This window comes from Sulfurihydrogenibium sp., from assembly GCF_028276765.1.
Classification (GTDB): Bacteria; Aquificota; Aquificia; order Aquificales; family Hydrogenothermaceae; genus Sulfurihydrogenibium.
The window spans coordinates 75,100-89,783 of the sequence record NZ_JAPYVU010000001.1 but is presented as its reverse complement, the minus strand read 5'-3'; the positions used below and the strand labels follow the sequence as shown (position 1 = coordinate 89,783).

Genomic DNA, 14,684 nt, shown 5'->3' with positions numbered 1-14,684 from the left:
TCAATCCAGGAACCGCTCATATGATGATTGTCAATCCACTTAGTGGCGATTTTATAATGAAATTATTTTCAACACATCCACCAACAGAAGAAAGAATTAGAAGATTAGAAGAGCTTGCAAGAAAAATGCAGCCAGGATATGGATTTTGAAAACATCTAAATAATTCCTAAGTCGGGGATTTATGCCTCGAGTTCAATTTTTAATCCAAAACATCTTAATAATTTCTTAATTCATTGCTTTGTTAATTATTACAAGGAAAGCTATACTTCGTCTGATGGAAACCTTTAAATTGAACCAAGCCTCTGTTAGAAAGCCAATGGAAGGAATTTTGGTTGGCAAGTTTTAAAGTAGCCATTGTTTTCCTTATTCCTCTCTGAAATTATTAACAATTACAAAAACGTGAAATAGGATGACAAGAAGGTTAGTCCGACGAGGTGCTTCTGATTAAAACAAAAATTTTACAACACAGTTTTATTTAGATGTATAATACATATAAAAAATACCTTGGGGGTGAGAAATTATTGGTTTTTATAAAATTTAAAAAGGAAATCCTTCGGGCTAAAGCCCTCAGGATGACTAGGAAAGTAAAAGCACGTTAGCAATTGACTTATTTGTTGCTTTGCAACCGTTGGAAGAATCTCCTACTTTATTAAATTTATCATCCGATTATATAATTAAAAATTCAAAACTATCGATTTATCACCTGCATTTACAAAGCTTAAAAAAGTTGCAGCTCCGGCAGGTTTTTCTACACCTTCTATTAAGTCATCGGCCGTATAGCCAAAGAGAGTCATTGCTGTCTGGCATGGATATAATTTTATCTCTAAATCTTTTGCTTGTTGGATTAGTTGTTCTAAAGATGGGACTTTGTGTTTTTCCATCATTCCTTTCATCATAGATGTTGCAAAATCCATCATACCCGGCATTATTGTTAGTATCTGTGGCACAGGAACAGGCATAGGCATTGCCGGATTTCCTACCGGAGAAACTTTTAAATTTTTATGTTTTTCTTTATGAATTGCATTTAATCCATAAAAGCTAAAGAACATCCCTACTTCCATACCCATAGCCGCAGCTGTAGTTCCAATTATAAAAGCAGGCATTACTTTATCTAAGGTTCCACTTAAAACGATAATTCCAACTCTTGTAGCCATTTTTACTCCATATATAAAAATATATTTTCTATATTTATTGTATAGCTCTTAATATATCATTAAAAATGACGTATATCATTAGACTGCCAAGAAGTGCAAAGCCTATGTATGCTAAATATTCCTTTACCTTTTCTGGAAGTGGTCTTCTGATAATACTTTCTATCAAAAGAATAAATATTAATCCGCCATCAAGAACTGGAATAGGAAGTAGGTTTAAATATCCAAGCTGTAAAGACATAAAAGCCATTGCAAATAAGAATGTTGTAATTCCGGTTTCTAATGCTTCTCCTGAGAATTTAGCAATAGAAATAGGACCGCCAAGGGTTTTAAATGACACCTCACCTGTAAATAAGCCTGCTACTACATTATATATTGATACTGTTAACTCTTTTGTCTTATCAAATGCTTTTACTATTGCTTGGTCTAAAGGATATTGAATGGTCTTTACTTCAAATTTTGGAGATATTCCTATCGTATATTTTTTAAGCTCTTGATTGTATTCCGGTGTTATCATTAAAGAAATAATTTTTCCATCCCTTTTAACAAGAAGGTTGATATCTCTTTTTTCGTTTAAGTTAGACATAAAGTCTGCAAATTCAAACCATGTCCTTATTGGCTTTCCATTTACAGCAATAATAATATCCCCTTCTTTTAAACCTGCTTTTTCTGCCGGTGTATTTGGCAAAACTTTACCAACCTTTGGCTCTATTATTGGAGAAATGCCGAAGGAATCCTTTGTCATATCTTCCGGAAGCGTGGCAGATACTTTATAGACATTACCATTTCTTAAAACCTCTATATCTATATTTTTGCCAGATTTCATTGCTAATTTAATTGTCAAATCTTTCCAATTTTTAACCTCTTCGCCATTTACTTTTAAAATTTTGTCAAATGGCTGTAGCCCTATTTTTTCAGCAACTGAGTTTTTCTCAATATATCCTATTTCCGGTGGCTGTGTTAAATACGCCGGTTCTTTTATACCTATTGCGTAAACAGCTATAAATAAAACTATAGCAAGGATTATGTTAAAGAGTGGTCCGGCAAATGCTATTAACATTTTTTGCCATCTTGTTTTTGAATGAAAAGACCTTGGGTCGTTGTAGGCTTCTTTATTAACTTCACCTTGGACTGGTTCTGTCATCGAATCTTCGCCATACATTTTTACGTATCCACCAAGTGGAATAAGTGCTATTTGGTACTCTGTTTCTTTTCCTTTCCATCTAAATATTGGTGGTCCAAAGCCTATCGAGAATGTTTCTACTTTTACGCCAAACATTCTCGCAAAAAGAAAATGTCCAAATTCATGTATCGTAATCAGTACTCCAAGCATTATTAAAAAAGCTAAAATTGTCAAAACTTTTTACCTCCTAATTAGATTATTAAATATTTTAATCCAAATTGCATCGGTAAAATATGTTATTAATCCGATTTATCTATTAAAAATGCTTTATTTTAACTAAATCAAAAATCTTAATTCTCTAATCACGGAAAGAATCTTCTTTTCTCTTCCTGCCAATTCAAATCACTTTCTTATCTTTCCTGTATCACTTTTTACAATCTGTATCCATGCTAAAAATTTCTTTGTTTTTGAATTTCTAATCTGATGTGTATATTATTACAATTAAGGTAATTGCTCAAAATAATACACCTGCTATTATAATAAGTAAGTAGTATAGGAGGTAAAAAGTGAATTTAGTAGAATTACTACAGATAGCATCATCAGAAGAAAAAGCAGAGGAATTTTTAAGAGAATGAAGTGTTAGAAAAGACAGTATTCTTGAAGATTTAAAAATTCCATTCTCTAAATTTATATTGGCTGTAAAATTGTTCATCCTTGAAGTTCCAGTTAATAAAGCACATAAAGAGCTTGATTTAGCTTACAATACTACGCACAAAATTTACACAAAGCTTAGACAGTGTATATACAAATTTGTCTCAAAAGATGACCAGCTTTTATCAGGAGAAGTAGAAATGGATGAAAGCTATTTTGGAGGAAAAAGGAAAGGCAGTAGAGAAAGAGGAGCAAAGAATAAAATTCCTGTGTTTGGAATTCTTGAAAGAAATGGAAAAGTTAAAGTTGAGATAGTAAAAGATGTATCTGCTGAAAGAGACTACTAAAATTTCATGGTGTAAGTAAGGATAATTTTATCTACTATCTAAAAGAGCTTGAATTTAGGTATAACCTTAGGAATAATATTGATGATAGTTTGTATAAATGTTTAGATGGAATAAATTGAGAAATTACCAATTATTTTAACTCCCAGAGCTTTGACAAAAAAGCAAGTCCTTAAGATGCTGATAGAAGGGTATCTTGAGAGACTGAAAAGTGCAAGAGTCCTCCCTTGAATATTCTAAACCCTTGTCAAAGCTTAACGCCGAGCTAGGTATGTGTAGATAGATATTTTACTACGTGTGAAATATCTGTCTATGTAAAGTGGAACTCTCACAAAATTTCTTCACAATCTCCAATACAAAAATCCGTTTTTGATGGCTTTTTCTTTATCGTATATACCTTTTACGTCTATAAGTACGGGATTAGAATTCATCAAGTTTTTGTAAAAGCTTAGGTCTTTTTCTTGCATAAAAACATTGTGTCTGACTGCAACGATTACAGCGTCGTAGGGTTTTTGAGAGTTAATATCTTCAAGCAACTCTATTCCATATTCACGCTTTACTTCGTCTGGGTAGGCGTATGGGTCATAAACATAAACGTTGATTCCAAAGTCTTTTAGTTCATTGATTACATCTATAACTTTTGTATTTCTTATATCAGAGATGTTTTCTTTAAACGTAAGACCAAGGATAAGGACTTTACTTCCTTTTATCTGCTTTCCTGCTTTGATTAGTTTTTTTACCGTGTTTTCTGCTACATATTTTCCCATGTAGTCATTAATTCTTCTTCCTGCAAGTATAACTTCCGGATGGTAGCCAATTGCTTGTGCTTTGAAGGTTAGATAGTATGGGTCTACTCCGATACAATGACCACCTACAAGTCCTGGCTCAAATTTTAAAAAGTTCCACTTTGTCCCTGCTGCTTCTAAAACTTCTTTTGTGTCGATTCCCATTTTGTTAAAGATTATAGAAAGTTCATTCATCAAGGCAATGTTTAAATCTCTCTGAGTGTTTTCTATAACTTTTGCAGCTTCTGCTGTTTTTATATTAGGTGCTTTATGAATTCCTGCTGTGATGACGCTTCCATAAAGTTGTGCCAAAAATTCAGTAATTTCTGGTGTATCCCCCGCAACTACTTTTATGATTTTATCTATCGTGTGATTTTTATCTCCCGGATTAACCCTTTCTGGTGAGTATCCAACGTTAAAATCTTCTTTCCATTTCAAACCACTTTCCTGCTCTAAAATAGGAACGCATTCTTCTTCTGTTAAGCCTGGATAAACAGTAGATTCATACACTACTATAGAGCCTTTTTTCATGTACTTTCCTACTGTTTTAGTTGCTGATATGATTGGTCTTAAATCTGGTATGTTATGTTGTCAACAGGCGTTGGAACTGTGATGATAATAACTTTTGCTTCTTTTAGCTTTTCAGGATTGTCAGTAAATTCTATCTGACAGTTTAAAAGTTTTTCTTTTTCAACTTCTTTTGTCCTGTCAAAACCTTGTTTTAACTCTTTTATTCTTTCTGGATTGATATCAAAGCCTATAACATTAAATTTTGTATCAAATAAAACAGCCAAAGGAAGCCCTACGTATCCTAACCCAATAATCGCTATTTTTTCTTTACCGTTTTTTAAAAAATCTTCTACTCTCATGATTTAACTCCTTTTATCTTAGCTTTTCCAAGTACTGCTAAGAAGCTTGAAATGTCTTTTGGAATGCCAAAACGTGGAATTTTATGTAAATTTATTTTTGACTTTATCACATCTTTTTCTGTTGTAAATGCAGTTTCAAAAAATAACCCGACTAACTCTACAAGTAAATCGTCATAATGTCCAAATGGATAGGCAAAATGTCTAATTTTTTGATTTATCATGCTTTCAAGCATAGATTTAGACTCTTGCAATTCTTTTATCACTCTTTCTTTTCTCTCTTGTATTGGCTCTTTATCTACAATTTTATCAAACTTTTTTAACAATTCTTTTTTTAATCTAATTTTCCAATCCTTTTGTTTAAAATAGCTTTCATCTAAGCTTTTTATGTAATCTTTTACTTCTCTTTTGATGTAGGACCTTTCAACTGCAAGATTATTTTGAGATTTTAAGATAGGAAAGCCAATTTTGGGTTCTTCTCCATAGGCATAGCAAAAACTCCAATGTCCATTTTTACCATCATAGAAATCAATTATCTCTTCATCATAAAAAACCCTTGAATGAAGGTATGCATGTCCGCCAACATCAAACACATCTTTCATCTTATTTAGTTCTGCTACTGTTAAAAAATCCCAATCTTTTGTGTCTTTGACGCCATGTTTTAAATACTCTAAATTAGCTTGTGCCATCGTTTTTGGCTGGTGCAATTCTTTAAATGACACTTTTCCTTGCCAATAATCAAAAAGCGTTGGTCTTACAAAATCTTTCTGTAGAATTCTTGATGCTATAGGAAATATTGTTGCTTTAAGACCATGTTTTTTTAAGATTGGATAGGCATATACAAAGTTATCTACATAACCATCATCAAAGGTTATTGCAACGGTAGGTTTGTTTGGTCTTTTATCTTCTTTTATGTATTGCTCAATTTCATCAAGGCTTACGACGTTATAAAAGCTTTTTAAAATTTTCATCTCTATATCAAAGGTTTTATAAAAGACATCGAATCCAAATCTTGGTAGGATTTTATGATAGTAAATCACAAATATTTCAGCCATTTAAAAGTTCCTTAAAAAGATTTATGTATCCTTTTGTGGTGTTTTGGATAGAATACCCAGATGCTGTTTTAATTGCATTTTCCGAGATGGTTTTATATTCTTGCTGTGATAGGTTTAATGCTTTTATCATCTTTTCTTTTAAAGTCTCAAAATCTCCAACCGGTACAGAAAAGCCGTTGTATCCATCTATCAGATACTCTCCAATTCCGCCTGCAAGGGTTGAAATAACAACTTTTCCAACAGCCATAGCTTGGAGTAATGCCCCTGCTATTCCTTCTAAGTTTGAAGATAAAATAAAATAGTCTGCCATGTTTAAAAGCTCTGGAATATCTTTCCTATATCCAAGCCCGATAACTTTATCTTCCACTGAAAACCTTTTTGCATACTCTAAAGCGTATTTATCGGTATCAAGTCCAACAAGGATCAGCTTTACATTATCTCTTTTTATTTTTGAAAAAGCTTCTATCAGTTTATCCTGTGCTTTTACTTGAACCTGCCAATTTGCAACGTTTATAAAAACTTTGTCATTCTCTGATATATTTAACTCTCTTCTCTTTAAAGCTCTTACTTCTGGATTAAGTTTAAATCTTTCAAGGTCTACACCACTTTTTATCACTACAAGCTTTTCGGGAAAGAAGTTTTTCTCTTTAAGTAAATCTGCTACCTGCTGTGATACTACGACTATTTTATCTGCTTTTGAGTATTTTAACCATTTTGATAAAAACGATGGAACCCTTCCAGACCTTCTTACCGCAACGATTTTTGGTTTGTTTTTAAAAAACAAAGAAGAAATACTTACATAATCCATTGCCTTTGGAGAGTTTGCAACTACTATATCAAAATTGTTTTTATTAACTATCTCTATCAGTCTTTTATAATTAGACCATCTATAACGTGCATTTGGTTTGTTTTCTTCAAAAAAATGAATTGGAACATCGTAAGGTTTTAGTTTTTCAATCATTTCATAATATTCAAAATTTAAAGCAATATGAACGTCTATTCCTTGCTTTTTCAACTCTCTTGTTGTTAGATAGACCTGCTCCTTAGTACCGCCCCAGCCTGTGCCATCAACAACTTGTAAAACTTTCATCAGTAATTTAAAACATCCTGTCTGTATTTTTCTATTCTTTCTTTTATCTGTATCCAGTTGTCGCTTCCAAACTTTTCAAGAATTTCTCTTGCAAGAACAAAAGCAAGCATGCTTTCTGCCACTACTGCAGCTGCTGGAACAGCTGTAATATCTGACCTTTCTTTTGCTGCATCAAAAGGTTCTTTTGTTATTACATTTACAGATTGTAAAGACTTATGCCTCATTAATGTTGGAATTGGCTTCATTGCAGCTCTTACGATTATTGGCTCTCCGTTAGTCATTCCACCTTCCAGTCCACCTGCTCTGTTTGTTTTTCTATAAAATCCTCTTTCTTTGCTGTAAAAAATCTCATCGTGAGCCTGTGAACCGGGCAGGTATGCCAAATTAAAACCTTCTCCAATTTCAACGCCTTTTATTGCTTGAATACTCATTATAGCTTGTGCTATTTTACCATCAAGTCTTGTATCCCATTGACTATAACTTCCAAGTCCAACAGGAATGTTTAATGCATAAACTTCAAAAATACCGCCAAGGCTTTCCCCATCCTCTTTTGCTTTATCTATGTATTCTTTAAACTCTTCATCTTTACCTAAGATTGGAAGTCTAAGCTCAGAATTTTCAGCATTATTAAATCTATCTTCGTAAGATATGCTTTCAATTTCTGATTTATCTATCTTTTTCTCCCCGATGGACAAAACATAGCTTCCTATTTTTATACCGATATCTTCAAGAAGAATTTTACATAAAGCACCAACTGCCACTCTTGTTGTTGTCTCCCTTGCCGATGCTCTCTCTAATATATTTCTTAAATCATAAAAACCATATTTTATGCCACCTGTAAGGTCTGCATGACCCGGTCTTGGCTCTAATATCTGTTTTTTGTTTATTGAGTCTCCTTCTATAGCCATAATATCAGTCCAATTTTCCCAATCTTTGTTTCTAACCATCAAAGTTATCGGAGAACCAAGAGTAATACCAAATCTGACGCCAGAAAGGATTTCGACAGTATCCTTCTCTATCTTCATTCTTCCACCGCGACCGTATCCTTTCTGCCTTCTTGCAAGTTCTTTATTTATTCTGTCTGTTGTAATTTTTACGTTTGATGGATACCCTTCAATAATAGCCGTTAAAGCAGGACCATGAGACTCTCCAGCATTCAAAAATCTAAGCATAAACTATCTCCAAATGTTAATTTTTAAAAGAATATTATAACTTAAATACGTCGGGCGAGAAATTCAATAAAAATATGAGATTCTTTGTAGGCTACAGAATGACAGATTTATATTTTCTTTGTCATCCAGCAGCGTAGGGTAGGATCTAATTTTTTTATGTTTTCTGAAAAGAAAGAAAAAGAGGATATTCTTCGCTTCGCTCAGAATGACGGTCTGGATTTTTGAAACAGTTTCAGATTATATGGGAAAAACAAATTAAATTGACATGCCATTTCCCCCATTCACCGCTTTATTCCTCTTTACTTCTAACTTTCTCGCTCAAGATTTGGCATAAGTTATAATAATCTCAAAATATAATACAAATGGAGCGAATAGAATGATAGCAAAAGTATCAGCTTGCATTATAGCTAAAAATGAAGAGAATAACTTACCCAGGTTGCTTGAAAGTATAAAAGGAAAGTTTGATGAAATAGTTTTAGTAGATACAGGTTCAACTGATAAAACTGTAGAAATTGCAAAAAGTTATGGAGCAAAAGTATTTTATAGAGAATGGAATGGATTTGCAGACGCAAGGCAATATGCAGTAGAAAAAGCAACCGGAGAATGGATTTGGTTTTTTGATGCAGATTGTGAGCTTGAAGAAGATGAGTATGAAAGATTTAAAAGAATATTATTGCTAGTTCATGAAAATCCTGTAATAGAAGGAATTGGCGTTGTTTACAAAAATACAGACATAAACGGACAAGTAAAAGGATATTCAAACACTGTTCATATTCATAGAAAAAAACCAGAGCTTGTATGGGAAGGCAAAATTCACGAAAGAGTCGTGAATAAAAACACCGGGACAATAATTATTCCGCCATTTTCTGTTTATGTTTTACATCATGGATATGCAGATTTAAAAACACAGCTTTGTAAAGCCAAAAGAAATTTGAAACTTATCTTTGAAGAATTAAGAAGGCTAAAACCTGATCAAAAAGAATATTACATGAATATTTTTTATGTTTTACAATCTTATATTATTCTCTCTATTGATAAAAATGGAGAAAAATATCTAAGGAAAAGCCTAAGATATATAAACAAGTTTTTAGAAAATAAAGATATTTTTGAATATGATAGTAAATTTAAAATACATTTTTATGCTTATGCATCACAAATATATAAACGATTAAACGAGACAGATAAAGCCATAGAGCTATTAGACGAAGGGCTTAAATTACAAGAGCTTTATCCTGACTTTCATTATTTAAAGTATGAAATTTATAAAGATAAGAAGGAAATAGAAAAAGCAATAGAAGAGGGAATTAAATTTTTACAAAGCGTTGATATTTATGGAAATAGAGTTATTACAGACTGTATATCTATGAAAGATAATGTCTTAAATGAATTGGCAAGTATGATCAATTTAGAAGAGAGTAAAGATGAAATAATCCAAAAAATAAAAGAAATATACAAAAAACATAAAGGTTTATACATCAGCAGACTTTTGTTTTACTTGATAAAGGAAAAAAGCAGAAAAGAAGCAGAAAAAATAATTTTAAAATCTGCAATACTATACAAATCAGACCAAGCATATGCGGATATTGGATTATTGGCTTTAGAAAATAATGAACTTGAAAAAGCCAAAGAGTATTTTATAAAAGCCTTAGATATAAATCCGTTTAATACTCAAGCCAATAAGTCTTTGTATGAAATTTTAATTAAAGAAAACAATTTAAATGAGGCTTTTGAGTATCTTAAAAATTATGTTTTGTATTCAAAAGATGCAAAATATATTCCCGATTTAATAGAAATATCTGATAAATTAGGCTTTTTTTGAATTTTCAAAAAAATTAAAAGAAAAACTAAAAAATTTTTAAAAACTCACGATAATAAAATTGAAAATAAATTTTAGGAGGTAAAAATCATGGCACTAAGAATTAACTACAACTACTCATCAGACTTCACGTTGGTTAATCTTAACCAAACAGAACTACAGCTAAACAAATCCTTGGAAAGATTGTCCACAGGATTTAGAATCAACAGAGCAGCAGACGATGCAGCAGGCTACTTCATAGCTAACCAATTAAAAGAATACGCAGCATCATTAGAGCAAGGAACAAGAAACGCTAACGACGGAATCAGTATAGCTCAGATTGCACAAGGGGCATTGAAAGAAGTTTACAACATCTTAGTTGATATTAAAAAGAAAGTTGTTCAAGCATCTAACACGTCTGATAATACTTCAAGAGGACAAATCCAACAGGATATTAACAACTTAGTAGATGCTATAGCCAAAATATTCAAAGATACTGAATTTAATGGATTAAACTTATTCTCATCAGGTACTACAACAACTTTCACAATTCATTATGGTGGAAGAAAAGACCAAGAATTGGTAATAACAACGGCTGCTGCTGGAGCAAGTGCTGGTACATTGCCAACTGTTGCATCTTCAGTTACAATTGGTACAACTCTCTATACAATCGACGTAACCTCTCAAACTTTAGCTAACGCAACAGTATCTACTGTAGATGCCTTAATTAAAGCAGTAGATGATATGGCAGCTAAATTTGGTTCATACCAAATAGAGCTTGAAAAAATCATATCTAACAACGAAACAGCAAGGGTTAACACATCAGAGGCTGAAAGCAGAATCAGAAACGTAGATATGGCTAATGAAATGGCTAACTTTACAAGACTTCAAATCTTAATGCAGTCTGGCACTGCAATGCTCGCTCAAGCTAACGCTAAAAATCAATTAGTATTACAATTATTAAGATAATAATTTATAATATTAGACCTGGGGCAAAACCCCAGGTTTTTATTTTTTTAAAAGTTCCAGGTTCCAAGATATAGGTATAAAAAATACATATATTTTGGGGCTTGGAGCTGGTTTATAAGGAGGTGACCAGACATGAATATCAATAACATTAATCTTTTCTTGAATGACATAAATCAGAACGTTCAGCCTATAAATCAGGAAAAGAGACCTGAAAATATCGATAATTCTCAAACTTCAACTGCTATCAATATACAAAAGCCCGAAAATCCAAACCAAAATCAACTTGAAAATCAGCTAAAAGATTCTCTTAAAAATGTAGAAGAATTGAAGAAAATTTTACAAGAACTGCAAAATAAGATTAGCTACTTAAATAAATCTCTTAAGATAGAGCTTAACGAAGAAATAAAAGAGCCAGTTGTAAAAATAATAGACATCACTAACAACGAAGTGATCAGGCAAATCCCACCTGATTATGTAATAAATATAATTAAAAACATTAACAAGATGCTTGGTGCTTTGGTAAATGAAAAAGTATAAACGTGAAACGTTTAACGTTGAGTGTTTACGTAGAAGGAGGTAATAATCATGGCTGGAGAACTTAATGTTACAGGTTTAGTTAATGGTTTTGATATGAATTCTATCCTGCAACAAATTCAAGCAATAAAAAGTCAGCAAATCCTTATGCTAAAGCAGCAACAGCAACAGATTTCTGATAAAAAAACTGTTATTTCAAACATTCAAAACATTCTTAAAAATTTACAAAGTTCTATCAGCAATATTTCTGACCCAGCTACAGTAAATGCAAAATCCGTAAACGTATCCAATCCTAATATACTGACTGCTTCTATAACAGACCCTACTCAAGTATCTGAAGGAGCTTATAATATAAACGTATCTCAATTAGCTACAAATCAAGTTTATGCTTCTAACAAATCTTTTTCTGACAAAAACGCATCCTTAGGTTTAAATTCAGGTACTTTGACAATTTCAATGAATGGTAATGACTATAATATTGTTTATGATTCAACTTACTCATTACAAAACTTGGCAGATGAGATCAATAGAACTGCAAGCGTTTACAATGGTAACTTTAGAGCCTCTGTTATAAACGTTGGTACATCAAGCAATCCACAGTATAAGTTAGTAATATCTGGGACTAAAACAGGAGCTGATAACTCATTTACGATATCTGATACAGGAAATGCTGTATCTACATTAGATTTAACAAACATTCAAGATGCTCAAAATGCAGTAGCAACAGCAAATGGATTACAGGTGCAAAGCGACACTAATACATTTGCAAACATACCCGGTTTATCTTTCACAGCATTTCAAACCGGTTCTACTGTTTTGCAAATTCAAAAAGATAACAAACCAATAACCGATGCTCTCCAGGCAATTGTTAATTATTACAACCAACTTGTAGATACTGCTGCCAAAGAAACAGGTAAAGGTGGAAAATTAAGCGGCGAGTATGGTTTAAATCAAATTGTTAACGGAATATTTAACCAATTACAACCTCTTTTTACTGCAGATATTATAAACTTCGACAGAACAACCGGACATATTTCTTTAAATACATCAAAGTTAAATGATGCTTTGACTAACAACTCATTAGACCTTCAAAATACTTTAAATAATGTCAAAAATAATTTAACAACCTATTTAAATCCGTATACTCAGTTTAATGGTATATTAGACCAATACAACAAATCTTATGATAGTCAAATTCAAAATATTCAAAACTTGATAGATTTGCAGAAAGAAAGAGTTCAAATGGAAATCGAAACTCTAAAAAATCAATTCATAAAGATGCAAATGCTACAGGCTCAAATGAACGATATTAGTGCAAGAATTCAGGCAACGTTTGGCTTTCAAATCTCTAAATAATAAGGAGATTAATAAGTGAATCCATATGAAAGCTATTTAAAAACAGGCTTAGAAACAGCGAATCTTCCAAAGCTTATTTCCATGGGATATGAAAGGATTATATTAGAACTGAAAGCTGCAATAGAAAGCATAAAAAATAACGATTTAAAATCAAAAATTAATCACATAAATAAAGCATTAGATATTCTTTTAACTTTAAAAACAGGTCTTGATTTTGAAAAAGGTGGAGAGATAGCTCAGAATTTGTATGAGATTTATAGCTTTTGCGAAAAGCAAATCATGCTCGGAAACTTAAAAAATGATGAAGAGATTTTAAATGAAGTTATTAATGTTTTAAATACAGTTAGAGAAGGTTGGGAGGAGCTATCATCAAAAGTTTAGACGATTTATTGACTGAATCTGAAAGGTTAATTATTCTTCTTAATTTAAACGATTTTGATCCAAATGTTTATGAATATTTGGAAAGTTTAATTAAAGACATCAACGATTTTTTAAGCCAAGATAGAGCATCTATTGCAAAACATGGAAAAAAAATATCACTGTTGCAAGAGAAGGTAGATATATTATCAAATCTTTTGAGAGAAAAAATGGATTTAATTATAAATAAATTAAACGATAAAAGTAAAGAATTAGAATACTTGTATAATGCTAAGAAAACGTTGATTGAAACACTTTAATGGTTGACTTATTTACTTTATAAGCCGGCAAAGAGTTTACCACCTTTATAAGAGTTTTCTAAAATTTTTGTAAGTTTATCTTTTCTTGTCATCCTTAAACTATAGAACAAAGAATCTTCTCTTTTAAAGATTGAATAAAAATGAGATTTTTTACTTTGCTCAAAGCGACATGTTTGTTTTTAAAACAGTCTTATAGCCGATTTAATCCAACCTATGATAAAATATAAAAATCATGAAAAAGAATTTTTTTGCTTTAACTTTAGCTATTTTAATAAGTTCTTGTGCTAACCCTCAATCATATGAATCTGATTTAAGAATTGGGGATGGAAAATACTTATACGAAATGGGTATATCTTACTTAAACAGCGGAAATAATGCAATGGCAATTAAATATTTAGAAGAAGCCTTAAAATCTTATGATAAACCAGAGGTCTACAATGCCCTTGCACTTGCGTATCAATTTGCTGGAGAGTTTGCTAAGGCTGGAGACATTTTCAGGCTTGGAATAGATAAATATCCCGATTATCCAGAACTATTGACAAATTATGGAATTCTGCTTGCCAGTCAGAAAAAGTTTGATGAAGCAATAAAATACTTCGAAAAAGCTATAAACAATCCTACATATTCAGGAAAAGATAAGGCTTATTATAACCTTGGCATAGTTTACCTTCAGTTAGGTAAAGAAGATTTATTTTTGTATAACTTAGAAAAAGCTTTAATGTTTAACAAAAATTTTGTAAACGCGTATATTGCCTTGGGAGATTATTATTTAGATAAATACAATGTAGTCCATAGTAAAGAAATGTTAAAAAAAGCCAGAGAATATTACTCAAAAGCACTAAATTATGTTATAAATGATCCTTTAGTCTATTTTAGGCTTGGAAAGGTTTATCATGAACTTGGAGATGATGAGCTTGCTAAATATTATCTTGAAAAAGCTCTAAGGTCTGCTGAAAATAATACAATATTAAAAGAAGAAATTAGAAAATATTTATTAGAAATTTTAGATAAACCAAAATCTAAAATCAATTTAAATGAAGAAATTAAAAGCCTTCAAGCGTTATTGAAGATAAAAACAGTAATGAAAACCCTATACTAAAATACATCAAATAAGGA

General features: G+C 31.7%; 12 protein-coding genes and 3 pseudogenes. 9 read left to right on the top strand and 6 right to left on the bottom strand.

Features of this window, described 5'->3' with window-relative positions; genetic code table 11:
• A pseudogene (locus Q0929_RS00475) lies at positions 1–149 on the top strand (M48 family metalloprotease); the annotation flags it as partial.
• 525 nt (positions 150–674) lie between these two features.
• On the opposite strand, the gene Q0929_RS00470 reads toward Q0929_RS00475, so the two are convergent.
• On the bottom strand, positions 675–1,154 hold the full coding sequence (locus Q0929_RS00470; RefSeq protein ID WP_299237626.1) for a DsrE/DsrF/DrsH-like family protein: 480 nt from the start codon (positions 1,152–1,154) through the stop codon (positions 675–677).
• A gap of 34 nt (positions 1,155–1,188) precedes the next feature.
• The gene (rseP, locus tag Q0929_RS00465) at positions 1,189–2,508 is read right to left on the bottom strand and encodes an RIP metalloprotease RseP (RefSeq protein ID WP_299237625.1); all 1,320 of its coding nucleotides are present in this window, start codon (positions 2,506–2,508) and stop codon (positions 1,189–1,191) included.
• Positions 2,509–3,107: 599 nt separating this feature from the next.
• Here rseP and Q0929_RS00460 point away from each other — a divergent pair.
• A pseudogene (locus tag Q0929_RS00460) lies at positions 3,108–3,391 on the top strand (transposase); the annotation flags it as partial.
• A 219-nt stretch (positions 3,392–3,610) separates the two neighbouring features.
• Here Q0929_RS00460 and Q0929_RS00455 read toward each other — a convergent pair.
• The 4 genes and pseudogenes from Q0929_RS00455 to aroC form a co-directional block, all read right to left on the bottom strand.
• A pseudogene (locus Q0929_RS00455) lies at positions 3,611–4,923 on the bottom strand (nucleotide sugar dehydrogenase).
• Complete coding sequence (locus Q0929_RS00445; protein WP_299237622.1) at positions 4,920–5,975, bottom strand: polysaccharide deacetylase family protein; 1,056 nt, start codon at positions 5,973–5,975, stop codon at positions 4,920–4,922. Before Q0929_RS00445 ends, Q0929_RS00455 begins: the two are co-directional and overlap by 4 nt.
• Positions 5,968–7,065, bottom strand: a complete 1,098-nt coding sequence (locus Q0929_RS00440; RefSeq protein ID WP_299237621.1) for a glycosyltransferase family 4 protein — start codon at positions 7,063–7,065, stop codon at positions 5,968–5,970. The genes Q0929_RS00445 and Q0929_RS00440 overlap by 8 nt, the downstream gene beginning before the upstream one ends.
• Complete coding sequence (gene aroC / locus Q0929_RS00435; protein WP_299237620.1) at positions 7,065–8,237, bottom strand: chorismate synthase; 1,173 nt, start codon at positions 8,235–8,237, stop codon at positions 7,065–7,067. Before aroC ends, Q0929_RS00440 begins: the two co-directional genes overlap by 1 nt.
• A 376-nt stretch (positions 8,238–8,613) precedes the next feature.
• On the opposite strand from aroC, the gene Q0929_RS00430 reads away from it, so the two are divergent.
• The 7 genes from Q0929_RS00430 to Q0929_RS00400 all read left to right on the top strand — a co-directional run bounded on the left by Q0929_RS00430 (position 8,614) and on the right by Q0929_RS00400 (position 14,667).
• The gene (locus Q0929_RS00430) at positions 8,614–10,056 is read left to right on the top strand and encodes a TPR domain-containing glycosyltransferase (protein ID WP_299237619.1); all 1,443 of its coding nucleotides are present in this window, start codon (positions 8,614–8,616) and stop codon (positions 10,054–10,056) included.
• Between the two features lie 87 nt (positions 10,057–10,143).
• On the top strand, positions 10,144–11,001 hold the full coding sequence (locus tag Q0929_RS00425) for a flagellin (protein ID WP_299237618.1): 858 nt from the start codon (positions 10,144–10,146) through the stop codon (positions 10,999–11,001).
• Positions 11,002–11,133: 132 nt separating this feature from the next.
• A complete protein-coding gene (locus Q0929_RS00420; protein WP_299237617.1) occupies positions 11,134–11,538 on the top strand; it encodes a flagellar protein FlaG in 405 nt (134 codons plus the stop codon).
• Positions 11,539–11,586: 48 nt separating this feature from the next.
• Positions 11,587–12,891 carry a flagellar filament capping protein FliD gene (gene fliD, locus Q0929_RS00415; protein ID WP_299237616.1) on the top strand — a complete coding sequence of 435 codons (1,305 nt, stop codon included), beginning with the start codon at positions 11,587–11,589 and terminating at the stop codon, positions 12,889–12,891.
• 15 nt (positions 12,892–12,906) lie between these two features.
• Complete coding sequence (gene fliS / locus Q0929_RS00410; RefSeq protein WP_299237615.1) at positions 12,907–13,272, top strand: flagellar export chaperone FliS; 366 nt, start codon at positions 12,907–12,909, stop codon at positions 13,270–13,272.
• Positions 13,245–13,568: a chromosome segregation protein SMC gene (locus tag Q0929_RS00405; protein WP_299237614.1), complete on the top strand. Its 324-nt coding sequence runs from the start codon at positions 13,245–13,247 to the stop codon at positions 13,566–13,568. The genes fliS and Q0929_RS00405 overlap by 28 nt, the downstream gene beginning before the upstream one ends.
• 232 nt (positions 13,569–13,800) lie before the next feature.
• Positions 13,801–14,667, top strand: a complete 867-nt coding sequence (locus Q0929_RS00400; protein ID WP_299237613.1) for a tetratricopeptide repeat protein — start codon at positions 13,801–13,803, stop codon at positions 14,665–14,667.
• Positions 14,668–14,684 lie beyond the last annotated feature (17 nt).